At 63.7% G+C, this 15,840-nt stretch carries 24 protein-coding genes and 1 pseudogene; 17 read left to right on the forward strand and 8 right to left on the reverse strand.

What is annotated here, in order from left to right; translation table 11 throughout:
- Positions 1-49: 49 nt before the first annotated feature.
- Together BLW00_RS22110 and BLW00_RS22115 are read left to right on the forward strand one after the other, a co-directional pair.
- On the forward strand, positions 50-1,234 hold the full coding sequence (locus BLW00_RS22110; protein WP_092558374.1) for a sensor histidine kinase: 1,185 nt from the start codon (positions 50-52) through the stop codon (positions 1,232-1,234).
- The gene (locus tag BLW00_RS22115) at positions 1,231-1,857 is read left to right on the forward strand and encodes a response regulator transcription factor (protein WP_092558376.1); all 627 of its coding nucleotides are present in this window, start codon (positions 1,231-1,233) and stop codon (positions 1,855-1,857) included. Before BLW00_RS22110 ends, BLW00_RS22115 begins: the two co-directional genes overlap by 4 nt.
- 247 nt (positions 1,858-2,104) lie before the next feature.
- Here the strand turns inward: BLW00_RS22115 and BLW00_RS22120 are convergent, their stop codons facing one another.
- Positions 2,105-2,677: a DUF488 domain-containing protein gene (locus BLW00_RS22120; RefSeq protein WP_322788355.1), complete on the reverse strand. Its 573-nt coding sequence runs from the start codon at positions 2,675-2,677 to the stop codon at positions 2,105-2,107.
- 115 nt (positions 2,678-2,792) lie between these two features.
- Positions 2,793-3,638 carry a DUF952 domain-containing protein gene (locus tag BLW00_RS22125; RefSeq protein ID WP_092558380.1) on the reverse strand — a complete coding sequence of 282 codons (846 nt, stop codon included), beginning with the start codon at positions 3,636-3,638 and terminating at the stop codon, positions 2,793-2,795.
- A gap of 76 nt (positions 3,639-3,714) precedes the next feature.
- On the opposite strand from BLW00_RS22125, the gene BLW00_RS22130 reads away from it, so the two are divergent.
- The 9 genes from BLW00_RS22130 to BLW00_RS23170 all read left to right on the forward strand — a co-directional run bounded on the left by BLW00_RS22130 (position 3,715) and on the right by BLW00_RS23170 (position 9,829).
- A complete protein-coding gene (locus BLW00_RS22130; RefSeq protein WP_092558382.1) occupies positions 3,715-4,215 on the forward strand; it encodes a MarR family winged helix-turn-helix transcriptional regulator in 501 nt (166 codons plus the stop codon).
- A 4-nt stretch (positions 4,216-4,219) separates the two neighbouring features.
- The gene (locus BLW00_RS22135; RefSeq protein ID WP_092558384.1) at positions 4,220-4,930 is read left to right on the forward strand and encodes a carbonic anhydrase; all 711 of its coding nucleotides are present in this window, start codon (positions 4,220-4,222) and stop codon (positions 4,928-4,930) included.
- The gene (locus tag BLW00_RS22140) at positions 4,927-5,979 is read left to right on the forward strand and encodes an NAD(P)H-dependent flavin oxidoreductase (protein WP_092558386.1); all 1,053 of its coding nucleotides are present in this window, start codon (positions 4,927-4,929) and stop codon (positions 5,977-5,979) included. Before BLW00_RS22135 ends, BLW00_RS22140 begins: the two co-directional genes overlap by 4 nt.
- Positions 5,979-6,377 (forward strand): SRPBCC domain-containing protein, encoded by a 399-nt coding sequence (locus tag BLW00_RS22145; RefSeq protein ID WP_092558388.1) that lies wholly within the window; start codon positions 5,979-5,981, stop codon positions 6,375-6,377. The genes BLW00_RS22140 and BLW00_RS22145 overlap by 1 nt, the downstream gene beginning before the upstream one ends.
- Before the next feature lie 584 nt (positions 6,378-6,961).
- Complete coding sequence (gene gdhA / locus BLW00_RS22150; protein ID WP_217634478.1) at positions 6,962-8,281, forward strand: NADP-specific glutamate dehydrogenase; 1,320 nt, start codon at positions 6,962-6,964, stop codon at positions 8,279-8,281.
- 72 nt (positions 8,282-8,353) lie between these two features.
- A complete protein-coding gene (locus BLW00_RS23675) occupies positions 8,354-8,512 on the forward strand; it encodes a hypothetical protein (RefSeq protein WP_175494552.1) in 159 nt (52 codons plus the stop codon).
- Positions 8,513-8,600: 88 nt separating this feature from the next.
- Positions 8,601-8,936, forward strand: a complete 336-nt coding sequence (locus tag BLW00_RS23680) for a TraR/DksA family transcriptional regulator (RefSeq protein WP_175494554.1) — start codon at positions 8,601-8,603, stop codon at positions 8,934-8,936.
- 351 nt (positions 8,937-9,287) lie between these two features.
- On the forward strand, positions 9,288-9,542 hold the full coding sequence (locus BLW00_RS22160) for a hypothetical protein (protein WP_092558394.1): 255 nt from the start codon (positions 9,288-9,290) through the stop codon (positions 9,540-9,542).
- 29 nt (positions 9,543-9,571) lie between these two features.
- Complete coding sequence (locus BLW00_RS23170; RefSeq protein WP_139256849.1) at positions 9,572-9,829, forward strand: hypothetical protein; 258 nt, start codon at positions 9,572-9,574, stop codon at positions 9,827-9,829.
- Positions 9,830-9,977: 148 nt separating this feature from the next.
- Here the strand turns inward: BLW00_RS23170 and BLW00_RS23685 are convergent, their stop codons facing one another.
- Positions 9,978-10,982: a hypothetical protein gene (locus BLW00_RS23685; RefSeq protein WP_175494556.1), complete on the reverse strand. Its 1,005-nt coding sequence runs from the start codon at positions 10,980-10,982 to the stop codon at positions 9,978-9,980.
- 22 nt (positions 10,983-11,004) lie between these two features.
- Between BLW00_RS23685 and BLW00_RS22175 the strand changes: the two genes are divergently transcribed.
- Together BLW00_RS22175 and BLW00_RS22180 are read left to right on the forward strand one after the other, a co-directional pair.
- Positions 11,005-11,352, forward strand: a complete 348-nt coding sequence (locus tag BLW00_RS22175; protein ID WP_092558397.1) for a non-heme iron oxygenase ferredoxin subunit — start codon at positions 11,005-11,007, stop codon at positions 11,350-11,352.
- A 25-nt stretch (positions 11,353-11,377) separates the two neighbouring features.
- Positions 11,378-12,016, forward strand: a complete 639-nt coding sequence (locus tag BLW00_RS22180; RefSeq protein ID WP_175494558.1) for a helix-turn-helix transcriptional regulator — start codon at positions 11,378-11,380, stop codon at positions 12,014-12,016.
- A 5-nt stretch (positions 12,017-12,021) separates the two neighbouring features.
- Here BLW00_RS22180 and BLW00_RS22185 read toward each other — a convergent pair whose 3' ends face one another.
- The 3 genes and pseudogenes from BLW00_RS22185 to BLW00_RS24150 all read right to left on the reverse strand — a co-directional run.
- Positions 12,022-12,453 carry a hypothetical protein gene (locus tag BLW00_RS22185; protein WP_092558401.1) on the reverse strand — a complete coding sequence of 144 codons (432 nt, stop codon included), beginning with the start codon at positions 12,451-12,453 and terminating at the stop codon, positions 12,022-12,024.
- Between the two features lie 159 nt (positions 12,454-12,612).
- Positions 12,613-13,092, reverse strand: coding sequence for a hypothetical protein (locus BLW00_RS23175; protein ID WP_139256851.1), 480 nt, complete (start codon positions 13,090-13,092; stop codon positions 12,613-12,615).
- A 100-nt stretch (positions 13,093-13,192) separates the two neighbouring features.
- Positions 13,193-13,462: pseudogene (locus BLW00_RS24150) on the reverse strand (recombinase family protein); the annotation flags it as partial.
- An 11-nt stretch (positions 13,463-13,473) separates the two neighbouring features.
- On the opposite strand from BLW00_RS24150, the gene BLW00_RS24155 reads away from it, so the two are divergent.
- The 4 genes from BLW00_RS24155 to BLW00_RS24335 all read left to right on the forward strand — a co-directional run bounded on the left by BLW00_RS24155 (position 13,474) and on the right by BLW00_RS24335 (position 14,467).
- Complete coding sequence (locus tag BLW00_RS24155; RefSeq protein ID WP_245741744.1) at positions 13,474-13,617, forward strand: hypothetical protein; 144 nt, start codon at positions 13,474-13,476, stop codon at positions 13,615-13,617.
- 49 nt (positions 13,618-13,666) lie between these two features.
- Entirely contained in the window at positions 13,667-14,002 is a 336-nt protein-coding gene (locus tag BLW00_RS22195) for a DUF7882 family protein (protein ID WP_092558403.1), read from the forward strand.
- Positions 14,002-14,220: a hypothetical protein gene (locus BLW00_RS22200; protein WP_092558405.1), complete on the forward strand. Its 219-nt coding sequence runs from the start codon at positions 14,002-14,004 to the stop codon at positions 14,218-14,220. Before BLW00_RS22195 ends, BLW00_RS22200 begins: the two co-directional genes overlap by 1 nt.
- Before the next feature lie 172 nt (positions 14,221-14,392).
- The gene (locus tag BLW00_RS24335) at positions 14,393-14,467 is read left to right on the forward strand and encodes a DUF1508 domain-containing protein (protein ID WP_322788356.1); all 75 of its coding nucleotides are present in this window, start codon (positions 14,393-14,395) and stop codon (positions 14,465-14,467) included.
- 39 nt (positions 14,468-14,506) lie between these two features.
- Here the strand turns inward: BLW00_RS24335 and BLW00_RS22210 are convergent, their stop codons facing one another.
- Both BLW00_RS22210 and BLW00_RS22215 read right to left on the reverse strand, forming a co-directional pair.
- A complete protein-coding gene (locus BLW00_RS22210) occupies positions 14,507-14,716 on the reverse strand; it encodes a hypothetical protein (RefSeq protein ID WP_092558407.1) in 210 nt (69 codons plus the stop codon).
- A gap of 39 nt (positions 14,717-14,755) precedes the next feature.
- Entirely contained in the window at positions 14,756-15,838 is a 1,083-nt protein-coding gene (locus tag BLW00_RS22215; RefSeq protein WP_092558409.1) for a hypothetical protein, read from the reverse strand.
- Between the last annotated feature and the right edge of the window lie 2 nt (positions 15,839-15,840).

A 15,840-nucleotide genomic window follows, 5' to 3' on the forward strand; every position in this document is an offset into this window, starting at 1 on the left:
GTCCTTTTGGACGATGACCGGCCACCGCGTGGCGCGTAGAGTTCAGCCCATGGCGCACACCGCATTGACCCCTGTTTTCGTGGGTCTGCGCACCGGCCTCCACGTCCTGTTCGGCGCCCTCACCGTGCTGGTCATCGCCCGCGCGATCCTCGCCCCCACCGACACAAGCATCACCGTAATCGTGGTGGCAGTGATCCTCGGGGTCACGTATGCGCTCGGCGCTGCCCTGACCCGCCCGGCGCGGGTGAGGGGTGTGCTGCGGTTGGGCTGGTTGGCGGCCCTGACTGTGGAATGGGTCGTCCTGCTGTGGCTGAGCCCGGATGCCGCCTACCTGGTGTTCCCGCTGTTCTTCCTCTACCTTCATCTCCTCGGCCGCTGGTGGGGGGCGGCTGCGATCCTGGTATCTACGATCATCGCGATCTGCGCCCTCGGCATCCACAGCGGCTGGACCGTCGGCGGTGTCGTCGGCCCTCTCGTCGGTGCCGGTGTCGCGCTCCTGATCGGGCTCGGCTATCAAGCTCTCGCCCGCGAAGCCGAACAGCGTGAAACGCTCGTCACAGAGCTTCTCGCCACCCAGGGGCGACTCGCGGCGACCGAGCACGAATCGGGGGTTCTCGCCGAACGGGCCCGGCTCGCCCGAGAGATCCACGACACCCTCGCTCAGGGTCTCTCGAGCATCCAAATGCTGCTGCACGCCGCCGAACGCGCCGACCCCGGCCGGCCCGGCATCGAGCACATCCGCCTCGCCCGCGAAACCGCTGCCGCGAACCTCGTCGAAGCGCGCCGCTTCATCCGCGAGCTGACCCCACCCCAGCTGGATGATCAGACCCTCGGCGGGGCACTCCGTCGGCTGGCGCGCACCCAGTGGGCGGCCCAGGGACTCGACGTGCAGGTGCGGGTCTCCGACACCATCACCCTCCCGATGCACCTGCAGACGGCACTTCTGCGCATCGCGCAAGGAGCGATCGCGAACGTCATCCAGCACGCCCACGCCAGCACCGCGACCATCACCATCGCCACCGACCAGGACCAGCTCCGCTTCACGGTCTCCGACAACGGAACCGGCTTCGACCCCCACCGAGCGGTGAGAGAACTCGCGGAGAAGTCGGACTCGTTCGGGCTCCGGGCCACGTCGGAGCGCGTGCAGCAGCTCGGCGGAACTCTCACCATCGACGCTGCACCAGGACGTGGGACGACCCTGGCCGTCGACCTCCAGCTGACGGAGCATGCATGATCCGACTCGTGATCGCGGACGATCACCCCATCGTCCGCGCCGGCCTCACCGCCCTGTTCAGCCTCGAGGACGACTTCGAGGTCGTCGCCGAAGCCGGCACCCCGGATGAGGCGGTCGCCTTGGCGGAACGCGAGAACCCCGACGTCGTGCTGATGGACCTGCAATTCGGGTCCCAGCAGGAAGCAACCGGAGCGGACGCGACTCGCCGAATCCGCGCGCTCGAAGCACCCCCGTACGTTCTCGTGCTGACGAACTACGACTCCGATGCCGACATTCTCAGCGCCGTCGAAGCGGGCGCCAGCGGTTACCTCCTCAAAGACGCCCCACCCCACGAACTCATCGCCGCCGTCCGAGCCGCCGCCGCCGGCGAGAGCGCCCTCGCCCCCGTCATCGCCTCCCGGCTCCTGAACCGGATGCGCGCACCGAAGATCAGTCTCAGTGGCCGCGAGATCCAAGTCCTCGAACTCGTCGCAGCAGGCCGATCAAACACCGAGGTCGCCGAAGAACTCTTCGTCAGTGAAACAACTGTGAAATCCCATCTCGCGCACATCTTCTCCAAACTCAACGTCACTTCCCGCACTGCTGCCGTCTCCGCCGCCCGCCGGCAAGGAATCCTCCGCTGACGACCGGACAGCAGACACCATAGGGACTGTGTCCTCTCAGGTCGGCGGCGTAGGGTGTGTCCTGCACAACGGCGTGCGTCGATCCGCTTCCATTCGTGATTCGCTCCGGGTGACTAGCGCAGGACAGTGATCCCACCGGATCTGCCGTACCTCGGATCGCCGGGCGATCCCCATCTCACCAGGTGGGGATCGCCCGGCATCGTCTCGGTCCTCGCCTGATGGGGTCGCGGGTATGCCGAGACCTCCGCTACGCGTTCGCGGGCTCTTCTGGCGGGTACCACAGGCGGTGACCCTGTGTGCGGGCGAACTCGGTCATCCGGTGCGGTTTTGTCTCCGAGACACTCATGATGTCTTCGACGTCGATGTGACGGACGAGGAGGGCGTCGCCGATGAGTGAGCGGTGGCAGCGCCACGGTACGGCTTCCGCGCACATGATGACGACGCGCTGCGACGCTGCACTGCGGAGGAGGGTGTCGATTCCGTGCTCGAACTCGGGTGTCTGCATGTAGTCGGCGTAGTTCCGGAAGCTGGCGTTCCGCCACGCGCCGTTGATCGAGTTCGTGCCGGCTGTGCTGTGGCGGAGACCGCCGAGCTCGGCGAGACGTTGATATCCGATGTCCGCACCCATGAGACTGTCGGCGAGTTCGTGTTCACCGAATTGCGGGTTGTGTCGGGACCCGGGGACGGTCCGAACGTCGAGGACGCGCTCGATTCGGTTCCTTTGTAGCATCTGGACGAATTCCTCGATCGGGTGCGTCGAGTGACCGATCGTGAAGACCGGATCGGTCATGCCCGTCTGCGTTCGAGGCGGGTCCCGCATCTCCAGCACGCCATCTTCGATGAGTCTTCAGTGAGGGCGCCGCAGCCTTCGCACAGCCATTCCAGCCAGCACGCCAGATCACCCCCGTCTGGCTCGTCGCACGCAGTTGGATCGGTCACGGCAGTCGTCCGTCGTCGGGTGCGCACCATTGCCCACCGTTCCGTGTCAGCGGCGTGACGTCGATGACGACGGCGCTGTTGCCGGTGGGAATGGCGCCCAGGATACGCGCCTGCTCCACGTCACTCTGATCCACCTCGATTCCTTCGTCGCGGAGACCCACCACACCCAGGGTCACCAGGACCAGGGGGAGAGCAAGGTCGCAGTACTGAGCGAGAGCGGAGTCAAGCCCGTCGCGGGTCACCGCATGGATGTAGCCCTCGTCGGCGAGAGATTTTCCGCGCGTGGAGGCCTCGTAAGTTCCGAATCCTTGCGATGCTTCCCAGTCATCGGCGATCGCGATGTGAAAAATCCGCGATCCGGACGGCGCATCGCCTCCGCTTGGGGTGTCGATGCTGACACGAGTCATGGGGCTGGTCTCTGCATACGGTCGGGGGATCGAATCGATCCGCCGGAGCTGCTCGGCCCTCCCGCGTTCGGCGGTGAGCGCGGCGAGCAACGTCACGGTCGTGTTCACCTGAGATTGCAGGGACAGCCAAAGAGTTCTCGCCTCGGCGAACCGTTCAGCTCGCACCTCGTCGAGGAAGTCCTTCGGAAAGGTGGAGACCAGGACGGCTTCGACGCCGATCGCGACCAACAATCGGGCGAGGGTGTAGTCGAGGAGAAAGTGGTTTCGGTCCCACCGTTGCTCTGACGCGGCGCGGGCAGCCTCGTACTCGAATCGCCATTCGACCACGTCGGCCTCGCGAGCGACCAAGAGCATCGTCTTGGTGACCATGAAGTCCTGCACGACCTCGATGTCGTCACTGTCTAGCGGCGCCAGATGCGCAGGAGCAATCGCCATCGTTCTCACTCGCTTCTTCAATCCGACGTGAACCTGATACTTGTACTCTAGCAAGTGTTGCTGCTATACAACTAGTATGAACAGCCTGGCCCAGGAGACTCCGTTGCAGCCTAGCTATCCCGTCGATGAGGAGACGGTGGAGGCCGCATTTCTGGCCTCGAAAGCACTGCTCGGGGTTGTTGCCCGATCGATCGCTCCCACGTTGGACAACATCACTTTGCCGCAGTTCCGGGTGCTCGTCGTCCTGCGATCGACCGGACCGATGAAGATGAGCGCGCTGGCGGAATGGATTGCTGTTCAGCCATCCACGTTCAGCCGGACGGTGGACCGCCTCGTCACAAAGGGGTGGGTGACTCGTCAGCCCAACAAAGACAGCCGCCGCGAGATCCTCGTCACCGCCACCCCGCACGGTGCCGAGCTCGTCGACGCGGTGGCCGAGCGTCGACGGAAAGAACTGCGCCACATCCTGGCCACGTTGACTCCTGCCGATCAGGCTCAGGTGACGTTGATTTTGAGCAGATTCGCTGACGCCGCAGGAGAGCCCCGGGCCGACACTCTCCTCACACTCGGAATTTGAATCTATGCACACCGACACATCCCTACCGATCGCCTCGGCCCCATCGCTCGATACTTCTCCCTCGGGTCCGGCAGGGGTGTGGTCGGCGTTGGTGGCTGGAAATGAACGATTCGTCAGCGATACGCCGGAGCATCCCCACCAAGACGCTCAGCGGCGCGCAGAATTGGCGACATCCCAACGGCCGCTGGCGGCAGTCTTCGGCTGCAGCGACTCGCGTCTGGCCGCCGAGATCATCTTCGATCTCGGCCTGGGTGACCTCTTTGTGGTCCGGAACGCCGGACATGTGATCGCGGACACCAGCATCGGATCAGTGGAATACGCCGTCGAGGTCCTAGGGGTGAGACTCATTCTGATCCTCGGCCATGATGCCTGCGGTGCGGTCGGTGCCGCGATTGCTGCCGAAACTCCCGGAGCGCCGCGGCATTCTCCCGCCATCGAGGTCCTGATCCAGTCGATCGCGCCGGCCGTGCACCGCGTGAAAATCACGAACCAAGCCGATGGAGTGAGTCGAGAACGGGATGCCAGCGAGGTGGGCCGGGAGCATCTGCGAAATACCGCCCACGAGTTGCTGCGACGCTCACCTCTGATCGCGGACGCAGTCGCGGAAGGCCGAACCGGGATAGTGGCGGCGAACTATCGACTTGCCGACGGACACGTCATCCCTGACCTCATCCTCGGCCTGGGCCTGGGCCTGGGCCCGGAGGGCATGTCGTGACCGGTGATCTGAGGTCGCTCCTCGGAATCGATGTTCCGATCGTGCTCGGCGCGTTCGGCGGCCTGTCCTCCGTCGAGCTGACCGGGCTCGTCAGCGACCGCGGAGGGTTGGGCTCGTACGGGCTCTACGGGTACACCCCCGAACGGATCACGGACACCATCGACGCTCTCCGACACCGCACAGACCGACCGTTCGCCGTAAACCTCTGGTTACCACTCCCGGACGAACCAGGCCCTGACGACTCGGATGCCGAGTTCCTGACCGCGCGAACGAGCATGGAGCCTCTCTTCGCCTCGCTCGGGCTGGAACTGCCCGCACCCCCACCCCGCTACCTGCCGCCGTTTGCCGAGCAGATCGACGCGGTTCTCGCAGCTGCCCCTGCGGCGGTGAGCTTCGTGTACGGGGTGCCGTCGGCGGAGGTCGTCGCCGCAGCGCACCAGACCGGGATCGTGGTGATAGGCACGGCAACCACTCCGGATGAAGCGGCCGCGTTGGAGAAAGGAGGGGTCGATGCGGTGATCGCGTCGGGCGCCGAAGCGGCAGGCCATCGGGTGTCATTCATCAACGCAGCCGAAGACTCCCTCATCGGCACGTTCGCGCTGGTTCCTCAAGTCGTCGACGCCGTGACCGTGCCGGTCATCGCCGCCGGCGGAATCGCCGATCGCCGCGGGGTGGCCGCGGCCCTCGCGCTCGGCGCATCCGCGGTCCAGGTCGGTACGGCATTTCTTCGAACCCGACAATCCGCCGCGACCGACGCCCATCGTGACGCGATCGCGGCAACCCCCGCGCAGGGCACAGTCCTCACCCGGGCAATGAGCGGTCGACTCGCACGGGGTATTCCGAACACGGCCATCCGAACGATCCACGCCGCCGCCCAGATTGCACCGTTCCCCGTGCAGAACTGGCTCACCGGCCAGTTCCGCACCGAAGCCGCCCGCCGTAATGACGGAGACTTGCTGTCCCTGTGGGCCGGTCAAGCCGGTCAGCTCGCCTATCACCTCGATGCCGACAACCTCTTCACCGAACTCGCGCACGGTCTCAGCCGCTGATGGCCGAGATTCGTGTCGAAACCTTCACTGAGGTCCCCCCAGAACAACTCTTCCCCTACTTCGTCACCGCGGCGGGAGTGACCTGCTGGTTGAGTGCTCCCGACGTTTTCGAACCGTCCGCCGGCGGTTTCATTCGCCTCCCCCTCGATGGCCGGCTGATCGCCGGCCAAGTTCTGGAAGTCGTCGCACCGAGACGGGTGCTGATGTCCTGGCAGATCAACTGGCCTGACCGGCTCGCACCATCGATGTCCAAACTGGAACTCACTGTGCGCCCCCAGAAGCGCGGCAGCCGGATCGTCATCATCCATTGGAACCTTCCCGAAGGCAGACTTCCGCAGCTCCGTGTCGATTGGGACCAGCGCCTCATCAGGCTCCTCGCCGCGGTCAACAGCGAATAAGGCTCGGGCGCTTTGTTACCGCCGGGGCTCGGTTCGGATGAACTTACCTTGACGCTCGCTGATCGTCCGCGGGGCGCCGGTGTAGCTGCCTTCGGATGAGCCAAGGCGTGAAGAGTCTGAGGCCGGATCGCTCGTTTCTTTCGTATATCGACCGTGAACTGCTCGAGTCTCAGCTGTGTTGTCGTCGGCCTGCGTGTAGTGCCCTTCAAGGACATCGCGGGGACCGTCGTTGATGAAAGGTTCTTCCGTGTGCCGCTTTGGGCTGTGCTCTGTCATGATGCTCCTCCTGCCGGTACGTCGTCGGATGGCGGCGAGCTGTGTTTTGAGGATACGCCGACCAGAGCACCTTTTGAAGAGGCTCTGGAACGATCCTCACGGGACTCCCCGGCGTCGAGGCAGACCTTCCGTCGGGAGTTCTGGTGACGAGTTTCTGTAACGGCAATCGTCTTGGCGGAAGTCCTGTCCCGGCCGAGCCGCTACGGTGGAGGGGCCGGATTCCGTCGCGAAGCGAACCACCTGTCTTCGGCTCACCACATCGCGATGGAGGCTGACCTGTGCCTGGTCTAGACGAGCGGCTTGTTCCCATGTTCGAGGAAGTCCTCAGCCGCAACCCGGGAGAGACGGAATTCCACCAGGCGGTGCGCGAGGTCCTCGAGTCCCTCGGCCCGGTGGTGGCCAAACACCCCCAGTACGTCGACTCGGCGGTGATCAGGCGCCTCTGCGAACCGGAGCGGCAGATCATCTTCCGGGTGCCGTGGGTCACCGATACGGGCAAGATCGAGGTCAATCGTGGTTTCCGGGTGGAGTTCAGTTCCACCCTCGGCCCTTACAAGGGCGGGTTACGGTTCCACCCCAGCGTTTACCTGGGCATTGTGAAGTTCCTCGGATTCGAGCAGATCTTCAAGAATGCTCTCACCGGGCTGCCGATCGGTGGCGGCAAGGGCGGCTCCGACTTCGACCCAAAGGGTCGCTCCGACGCTGAGGTGATGAGGTTCTGCCAGTCGTTCATGACCGAGCTGTACCGCCACCTCGGTGAATACACCGACGTCCCGGCCGGCGACATCGGAGTGGGCGGCCGAGAGCTGGGCTACATGTTCGGTCAGTACAAGCGGATCACCAACCGGTACGAGTCAGGAACCCTCACCGGGAAGGGGCTGAGCTGGGGTGGATCGCAGGTCCGCACGGAGGCCACCGGATATGGAACCGTGTTCTTCGTCGACGAGATGCTCCGCTCCCACGGCGACAGCATCGAGGGCAAAAAAATCGTTGTCTCCGGCTCCGGCAATGTTGCGATCTATGCGATCGAGAAAGCACGTCAGCTCGGCGGAACCGTCATCGCCTGCTCCGACTCCGCCGGTTACGTCATCGATGAGTCTGGCATCGATGTAGAACTCCTGACCGAGGTGAAAAGCGTGCGCCGCGGCCGCATCTCGGACTACGCCGAGCTGCGGGGCGGGCGGGCCCGGTTCATCAGTGGCGGCAGCATATGGGATGTGCCGTGTGACATCGCCCTGCCGAGCGCGACACAGAACGAACTCGACACCGCCGGCGCGACCACGCTGATCCGGAACGGCTGCCAGATCGTGGCCGAGGGCGCCAACATGCCCACCACACCGGACGCAACCCGGCTCCTGACGGACGCGGGGGTGCGGTTCGCGCCCGGGAAAGCAGTGAACGCCGGAGGTGTCGCGACCAGCGCCCTCGAAATGCAGCAGAACGCGTCCCGGGACTCGTGGACCTTCGAGCACACCCAGGATCGGCTCTCCGAGATCATGCGCGGAATCCACGACCGATGCCTGGAAACCGCCGACGAATACGGCACTCCCGGCAACTACGTCGCCGGCGCCAACATCGGCGGGTTCACCCGAGTCGCCGACGCCATGCTCGCCCTCGGCGTGATCTAGCCCCCGCCGCGCCTCACGACGACCAACCGGGTGCTGGCTTGCCTTTACTGGGGTAACGGCTATGGTGAGGGCATGCCTACCCCTCGCGCGACTCCCGGATGCGGTCACCGCACCCGTGCCGTGCCCGGGTACCTCAACCAGCCGGCCACCGGTGTCGCTCCTGCCCGCCAGTTCGACCAGGCAGGACGTGTTCTCCTCATCCTCTCGCTCACGCGCGCTCCACCGCACTGATCATCCACACCACCCGGATCAGTCCGAAATCAGGAGCGCGTCGCAGTTGCGGCGCGTTTTGTCATTTAACCGCGTTGAAGGAACCATCATGACCACCCTCCCCACCCCTGCCCCCATCGACGTCACCGATGATGATGACGAGCTCACCGGCTTCCGCCGGCAGCTGGAAGAACAACTCCGTGAGCGCGAAGCATTCATCGCCGACCTCGACCCACGAGCGGCCCCTCACATCGACCTCGTGGCTTGGTCGTCCACCCAGTCCGCTCTCCAGGTCGTCGCCCAGATCAACGCGGCACTGCTCCGCATCGACGCTGGCACATTCGGAACCTGCAGCCGCTGCGCAGGGCCTATCGCCCCAGCCCGGCTCGAGATCATCCCCTACGCCGACACCTGCGTGCCCTGCCACACCGACGGGACATCATGACCGGACCGACGGTTGACAGGCGCGATCATGACGATCACGCAACACCACGACCAGTCAACACATCAGCCAGGGTCATGGAACCCTGAACGAGGGCGTCCGATTGTTCTCCTCGGAGATGACCTGGGAAGCCTCCGGACTTTCCAAGCCCACCCCGATGTCACGACTGTCCCCCGTGGCACTCTCATACGTGGCCGGCCGACAGCTGCGGTCATCCGAATGGATTTGTCGGCCGTTGCAGATCGAACGGAGCTAGGCGCACGATTGCGTGCTCAGGTGCCGTTCTGTGCGAACATCTGCGCGAAGACACCGTCTATTCGGCGTCTCCTTCTGATCATCGAAGGACCGGCAGCTGTGCCCGAATGGGTGCTGCGGCGGATGTGTGAATCGGTCGAGGGCCGCATTCACAGCAATATCGAACGACACTGCGGCACCTACATCATCCTCACCATCCTGCTCGTCAACGGCTGCGATGACCCGGCCCTCCTCGAACACCGTATCCACCACCGCGCCCTCCAACCCCAAGGCATTGACGCGACCATCACCCTCACCTGGAAAGAGATCGAGCAGGCGCCCATCGGATACACCGCCGCAAACCACTACGTGTAAACCACACCTAAGTCATTAAGGAATCGATCATGGAGAAAACACGATGGACGGCATGCGCACTACGTGCACGATTACGCGCGGAACAATCACTCGACGCTGGAGGTGCAGCACAACGAGCTCTCGCACTGAAGCGGCTCGAGTTGCTCAAGATCATCAGGCAAGTCGACACGAACGCCATCACCGCCGAACTCGCCACTGACCAACTCAACGCCCTCACCGACACCATCCACACCATCCGACAGCTGCCCCCGGAAGCTACTATGCCCCTCTTCCAGCGCGCACGCTGATCCGGCGCCGTTGGTGCGTGGCAGTTGGACAATCAGCGGAAGAAGACGGCCGTCTCTGCTGAGCAGTATCACCGCGGCGTCAACATAACCTGTTCCGCGTGAAAAACCTCACGCTGGATTGTCGTTTGCCCCTTCGGCGACGGCAGCGTCAGGTACGTACGGTATCAATCCGCTCCGAAACCACCTTGCCGGTCTCGTTGAAGAGACGCGCAGTCACTGTTCCCTGGTCCGAAACACGGTCCAGCTGGACCAAGAACGACCACGATCCCGGCTGAACATCAGTTCCGGGATCGAACGCCAGCATCGTGGTACCGAAGCGTGTGGACGGCCAATCGGAGCCACGATCAGTGATCTCCGAGTTCGCATCCAGAAGGCTCAACTCGAGCATTGGTCTCGTCCCCACCAATTGGGACCCCTCGTCGACAGTGAGCTGAAACCTCGACAGCCTGCCCGCCTCAGGCGGACCAACCCAGAACAAGAGCCCGGCAACTTGACTCGACGCGAAAGCCGGCGCTGCAGTCGTGGCCACGATCACGGGCACCGCCCAGGCCCCCGCAAGGACAATTCTCCGATCGATTTCCGGCATGGTGCCCCTGTCCTCGTTGCGTCCGAGCCTACCCGACGGGGAAAAGGGGGAGATCGGTGTCAGCGAGGCGAAGAGCACGAAGACCAGCAAGAAAGAGGCTCGCACACCGAACAGAACGAGCAGCTTAGAAAGTATCATCATCCTTTTTAATCGGATAAGGTGGGTTGGGTGAAGGATCTGAGAGACCGGGCAGATGTGGAGCAGCTGATCGTTGCGTTTTACCGGGCCGCGTTCGAAGACTCGCTGATTGGTCCTGTATTCACCGACGTCGCTAAGCTCGATTTGAATCACCATCTGCCGATCATGTGCGACTTTTGGGAAACGGTGCTCTTCAATGCCGATCTTTACCGACGCAACGCGTTGCAGGCCCACTTCGTGCTGCATGCTCGACATCCGCTCGGGGCTGAGCATTTTGACCGTTGGCTTGCTCTGTGGTCGACGACCCTGGATGACCTGTTCGCGGGTCCGGTAGCCGAGCGCGCGAAACTTCAGGCGCACCGGATCGCGGGATCTATGCTGCGACGCATTAGTGGCAGGTCCGGTAGCGCGTTCGAGAACCTGACCCACCGCGAGAACGAGGAGCGTGCCAATGTCGAGTCAATTACCAGAACTCACCCCCGTGTGTGACGATGATGATCTCAGGTCAGGGCAGCTCGTGCGAGCGCTCATTCCCGAGGGGCCAGTGCTTGTGGTCCGCGACGAGGACGGAGTCATCCGCGCGGTCGATGACACCTGCACTCATGCGGAGATCTCACTCGCTGATGGATTCGTCGAGGGTCGGACAGTGGAATGCTGGGCTCATGGCGCCCGGTTCGACCTGGCCACCGGAGCAGCGCTGACACTGCCGGCCAGTGAACCGCTGCGTGTACGCGAGGTCCTCGTGCATGCGGGGACTATATATATCCGCTCGACGGACACGGGTTCCGGTCTCGACTAATCCGGAAGATGTTAGGTTCAAGCGGATGAGTGGGAAATATCGCGCGGCGCTGGGATCCGCCAGCCGCCAGCAGGTGCTGCGCGTCCTCCGCGCTGCCCCGGAGCCGCTCGATGCGTCTGCCGTCGCCCAAGAGCTAGGGCTGCACGTTACCACCGCCCGGTTTCACCTCGATCAGCTCGCTGCCGCGGGGCTCGTCCAACGTCGAATTGGGACCGAGAACCGCCGCGGTAGGCCTCGTGTGCTCTTCGTCACGGCCGGACCCGTCCGCGACGAGGATGCCCGCGAGCAGCTGATAGAGGTCCTCGCAGCCGCCCTTGCAGGCAGGAAGGATGCCGATGCCCGCGCTTCCCGCGCCGGGCGGCGCTGGGCGGAGACGTTCGTTTCGCCCGATCCGGAAGATCCGGTGCCGGGTTTGATAGAGGTCTTCGAGCGGCTTGGTTTCGATCCCGAAACCGACACGGAGAACGACACCATACGGTTGCAGGCATGCCCGTTCCGCGGTGCTGCCCGAGAACACCCGGAGGTAGTATGCGCTGTCCACCGCGGGCTGATCGAGCAGCTTCTCGACAACACCGAGCCGCAAGCCCGGCTCATTCCCTTCGTCGAAGCGGAGTTGTGTGTGGTCACTTTAGACCGACACCCTGCGTCGCCCGCGATCACCTGACTCGCTTAGTCGATCAGTCCGGTCACTCCGATCGCCAGGAGGAGTAGCACCTTCACGCATTCCAATACGACGTAGCCGATGTGGAGCCCATGGCGGGGCTGACGCTCCGCGGTCTGTCCGCGCCGTACTCGAGCGTCCATGCGCGGACGCAGCACCAGCGCGCCAATCACGAGGATCACGACGACGGCCACGATCATGCCGACGCTCCACCAGGTTGTGTCCCGCATCACGAGCATGACAGTGACCAGCAAAGTCGCGGCAAAGGCGGCCTCTGCGAGGTTCAGTGCGCGGAATACGAGTCGACCGATCCCGACGCCCAAAGCAACTGTGATGCCAGGAGCGCGAAACTTCAGGGGCGCCTCGAGGAATGAGATCCCCAACACCATCCCCAGCCAGGTGAACGCGACCGCCACCTGCACGGCTTCTGCGACATTCATTAGACCGCCAATCACAGTAAAAAGGATAGGCCTCCTTTTTATCACCTATGGAGCAACCCGTCCCGTGGCGGAACTGATCGTGGACGTGAGCATCGACGTCATCGTTCGCGTCTGCGACCTGGTCTACCTAAACACCCCGATCGTCCGTCGTGGACAGCTTCATCTAGAGGCCACGTTGTGTGAAGCAGCCCAAACTCGTCCCCACAGCACCTCATCCGAAACAGGGCCGCTTGCGCTGATTATGGATACCTGACGCAATCGTTCAATCTCGCGCACCAGCGCCTCGAGACTCATGCTCCCGGTTGTCGCCCGTGGAGCTGAAAGCCGCAGTCGGAGCGACTGGCGAAGAAGCTTCGGTACAGAACGGCCTCTCAAAGCGAGGATCAGGAACACCGCAACGATTCCTGCGATGCATCCGCTCAGTGAGAGTGCGACAAGCGGGGAACTGATGACGCCAGGGATCATGATCGCACCAAACAGCAGTGGGACAGCAGCAAAGCAGAGCAGCAGGACGATGTCGCGCCGCGAAAGATATCGCACAGCGTGGCGTGCAGTTTCGACCGGAGTGCCAGGCGGAAATATCAATGCGCTGTGCGTCGCACGGACGCCGAGCCAGTCGGCCGCGGTGAGGTATGTCACACCCCAGACATGCTGAGATGAGCTGATCGGCCTTGCTAACAAATAGCCCCCCCCAGCGTACGAGGCGATGGGGTTCGGAAGCGCTGACGCGTTGCGATCTTCATTCGATCGGTTCGCGCACGCCGGCTTCTGGCGCTCGACCACTTATATAGGAGTAGACCGTTTCTCGGCTGATGCCGTACTCGCGGTCACGGGCGCGACCGCGGTAGGCGCCGCGCTTCTGAGCCAGATCGATACCTTCTCGTTGCCGCTCTCGAATCAAGGATCGCTCAAACTCCGCGAATGCACCCATCACATTCAGCAAGAGAGTGGCCATCGCATTGGCGTCGCCAGTGAAAGCGAGTTGCTCTTTCACAAACTCGACCCGCACTTTGGGTGGTGATGAGCGTTGATGGTGACCAATCCGAGGTGGTCGGCATCTTCGAATCAGAGCAGCAGGCCAATGATGCCGCCGAACACACGGGCAGGTACGTCTCGGTCGAGCAACACCCCGTGATCGGCCCCAGCGACGCGTCTGGTCTGTGACAATCGTTCACAACCGCACGTCCACTGTGCCGACCAGAAAGACATCATCATGGGGAAGCTGCTCTACGGCACTCATCAGCGCGAACTCGAAATCGAAGACCGCCTGCTGGCTCACCTCAAAATCGTGATCCTCACCAAACTTCGCCGGACTGAGTGCTTCGCGTTCTCCTGGGAGAACGACGCCGCCGATGGCAGCGGCCGCGGAACCATCTGGTTGTCCCCGCACATCCCTCTCGAGTTCGACTTCTATGGAGGCCGCCCGCCCCGCATCAATCGCGCCTGGCTGCAGGCCCTTACCTCAACGGCGGAGCGCGGCGAGCTCCACGCGGTTCCTGAAACGGAAGACTCCGAGCCGCACGAAAGTCAAGGGCAGACGCGGCTCTGATGACACTGTTCCTCGCCAGCGGAATCGAGGACGACCACTTCTGGGTCGTTCAGGAACTCGACGGCGCGCTCGTGGAGACGCCGTGGCGGATCGAACGTGAAGCGGACGGCTACCGGTTGAGCCATGCGGATGACAGCCGCGAGACGGCTCGTGGGTACGCGCTGGGAGCGTTCGTGACGCCGGAATCCGCGGTCGAGGCGCTGCGGGCCATGCTCTAGCTCTGGTGCCGGGTGCGGCGATACTGTGTCGCCGTGAGGTTCACGCCGATGTGGGCCAGCAGGGCGCGGATCATGGCCGGCAAGTTTGAGCTGTACAAGTCCTCGAACGGTGAGTTCCGCTTCCGTCTGAAAGCCGGCAACGGAGATCATCGCCACCTCCGAGGGCTACACCTTGAAGGCTTCGGCGAAGAACGGCATCGAGTCCGTGAAGAACAACGCTGCGGATGCTGAGGTCGACCTGTCGTAGAGCTGCCGCGCGCGGGGCGCTTGCCCTCGATGATGTGGGCTAGTTCGTGGGGTCGTTTCCGATGGCGCCCGTTGGGCGGCGTCGGCTGTCGCGGTCGCGCGCCTCGAGCCAGAGCTGATGACGCCGTAGAGCACTTTGCACCGCCGATCGGATGACCCAGTACGAGGCGAATAGGACGATCACGACGGGAACGGCGTAGGCGAGGATCGCGATGAGTATCCCGGAGAGGTTAAAGCCGCTGGAGATCACGGGTGCTTCTTTCTGCTCGAGCTAGTTGACGCCTAGGTGTCAACCAGCGGTGAGGGTGCCGTCGGTGAATCCGACGTCGATGTGGAGGTGCGTGCAGGTGTCATCGAACTGCGTGAAGTGCGTCGTCCCTATCGAGGTTCCGGCTTCGGCCCGGCATTCGACTTGGCCGACGCGGGCACCGTCGGGCATGACGGGGTCGAGGGCGCTGATGAGGCGGATGGAGTTCCCGTCGGCGCCGGTGAGTGATTGCCCGTTGAGCCGGTAGAAGTCGACAGCGAGCCCGCCGCCGTCGACGTAGTGCGATGACGCGGTGCCGGCGCCCTCGATCTGGCCGGTGCATTTGCGGTTGATGTCGGAGACACCGACCTGGTCGAAAACCTGGAGCGACAGCACGAGCACCTGCAGAATGCGAACGTCGACACCGCAGTCAGGCACGCTTTGCCCCTGGGCGATCCACCGGATCTCTTTGATGTGGTCCGGGGTGGACCCGATGAGCCGGCCTTCGTCGGCTGCGTCGACGAGCTGCTGCGCGAGCTGCACGGCGTTCCCGCTGATGGCGCACGCGCCCGCTCCCCCGGTTGAGACGAGCCCTTGCACGATCGCGGTGGCCGGGGCGTAAAAGGGCGTGTAGTAGTTCGGGTCGGCGTTGATCTGCACCGCGTGCGCGGCAAGGGTCGGAGCCATCGTCTGCCAACCGTCCACACCTTTGAGGCGGGTGAAGAATGCGGTCGCAGCTTTGAACGGGTCCATCCTGTTAGCGAGCGGCCCGTAGCCGCGTTCCTGCTGCTGGAAGAGGCCGACGGAATCGGCCACGGTCCCGTCGGGGTTGATGGCGTTGTCGCCGTGGTCGAGGTTCCGGAGGGTCGATTCGCCGATCGCGGTCATAACCCCGATCGTCTGCGCCGCAGTGGGGAGTTGAAGCTCCGCGGCCGCGTTCATGATCTGCGCCGCGTTCTCCAGCTGTTCTCCCGAGAATCCCGCGATCGATTGGCTGCCGGCGACACCCGCATCGACGACGCCACTGCCGCATCCCGCTTGGGCGTCCGGGGCCATGCCGAACAGCACCGCGGTGGCCGTGAAGGCGACGACGGTGGCGGCGATCGCCGGGAGCTTCCAACCCATCC

Origin of the sequence: Herbiconiux ginsengi (assembly GCF_900107435.1) — a bacterium.
Lineage (GTDB): Bacteria > Actinomycetota > Actinomycetes > Actinomycetales > Microbacteriaceae > Herbiconiux > Herbiconiux ginsengi.

Coding starts and splice junctions, on each gene's coding strand:
- BLW00_RS22135 (WP_092558384.1), top strand. CDS start 4,220: ATGCACACCGACACATCCCTACCGATCGCCTCGGCCCCATCGCTCGAT.
- BLW00_RS23680 (WP_175494554.1), top strand. CDS start 8,601: ATGACCACCCTCCCCACCCCTGCCCCCATCGACGTCACCGATGATGAT.
- gdhA (WP_217634478.1), top strand. CDS start 6,962: ATGTTCGAGGAAGTCCTCAGCCGCAACCCGGGAGAGACGGAATTCCAC.
- BLW00_RS22195 (WP_092558403.1), top strand. CDS start 13,667: ATGGGGAAGCTGCTCTACGGCACTCATCAGCGCGAACTCGAAATCGAA.
- BLW00_RS22110 (WP_092558374.1), top strand. CDS start 50: ATGGCGCACACCGCATTGACCCCTGTTTTCGTGGGTCTGCGCACCGGC.
- BLW00_RS23170 (WP_139256849.1), top strand. CDS start 9,572: ATGGAGAAAACACGATGGACGGCATGCGCACTACGTGCACGATTACGC.
- BLW00_RS22180 (WP_175494558.1), top strand. CDS start 11,378: ATGAGTGGGAAATATCGCGCGGCGCTGGGATCCGCCAGCCGCCAGCAG.
- BLW00_RS22120 (WP_322788355.1), bottom strand. CDS start 2,677: ATGCGGGACCCGCCTCGAACGCAGACGGGCATGACCGATCCGGTCTTC.
- BLW00_RS22175 (WP_092558397.1), top strand. CDS start 11,005: ATGTCGAGTCAATTACCAGAACTCACCCCCGTGTGTGACGATGATGAT.
- BLW00_RS23675 (WP_175494552.1), top strand. CDS start 8,354: ATGCCTACCCCTCGCGCGACTCCCGGATGCGGTCACCGCACCCGTGCC.
- BLW00_RS22125 (WP_092558380.1), bottom strand. CDS start 3,638: ATGGCGATTGCTCCTGCGCATCTGGCGCCGCTAGACAGTGACGACATC.
- BLW00_RS22115 (WP_092558376.1), top strand. CDS start 1,231: ATGATCCGACTCGTGATCGCGGACGATCACCCCATCGTCCGCGCCGGC.
- BLW00_RS22130 (WP_092558382.1), top strand. CDS start 3,715: ATGAACAGCCTGGCCCAGGAGACTCCGTTGCAGCCTAGCTATCCCGTC.
- BLW00_RS22185 (WP_092558401.1), bottom strand. CDS start 12,453: ATGAATGTCGCAGAAGCCGTGCAGGTGGCGGTCGCGTTCACCTGGCTG.
- BLW00_RS22200 (WP_092558405.1), top strand. CDS start 14,002: ATGACACTGTTCCTCGCCAGCGGAATCGAGGACGACCACTTCTGGGTC.
- BLW00_RS24155 (WP_245741744.1), top strand. CDS start 13,474: ATGAGCGTTGATGGTGACCAATCCGAGGTGGTCGGCATCTTCGAATCA.
- BLW00_RS22215 (WP_092558409.1), bottom strand. CDS start 15,838: ATGGGTTGGAAGCTCCCGGCGATCGCCGCCACCGTCGTCGCCTTCACG.
- BLW00_RS22145 (WP_092558388.1), top strand. CDS start 5,979: ATGGCCGAGATTCGTGTCGAAACCTTCACTGAGGTCCCCCCAGAACAA.